1 protein-coding gene is annotated in these 230 nt (G+C 70.4%); it reads right to left on the bottom strand.

What is annotated here, in order from left to right:
• A partial coding sequence (locus CVH10_RS25005) for a tripartite tricarboxylate transporter substrate-binding protein (protein ID WP_369336043.1) occupies positions 1-230 on the bottom strand: 230 nt, incomplete at both ends.

Below are 230 nucleotides of genomic sequence, written 5' to 3'. Positions count from 1 at the left end.
AGCCGGTCGTAGATGGCCGGGTTGACCACGATCGCCGCATCGCCGGCCAACACCAGCGTGTAGCCGTCGGCGGCTGACTTGGCCACATGGGCCACGCCGATGTTGCCGGCCGCGCCCGCCATGTTCTGAACCACCACCGAGGTGCCGAGCGACGGGCCGAAGCTGTCGGCCAACACGCGGGCCAGCTGGTCGGGGGGCGAGCCCGCCGCGAAAGGCACCACGATCTGGAT

The sequence above is a fragment of the Halomonas sp. ND22Bw genome (assembly GCF_003011945.1).
Taxonomy (GTDB): domain Bacteria; phylum Pseudomonadota; class Gammaproteobacteria; order Pseudomonadales; family Halomonadaceae; genus Halomonas; species Halomonas halophila.
This window is presented reverse-complemented; position numbering and strand designations above follow the sequence as displayed.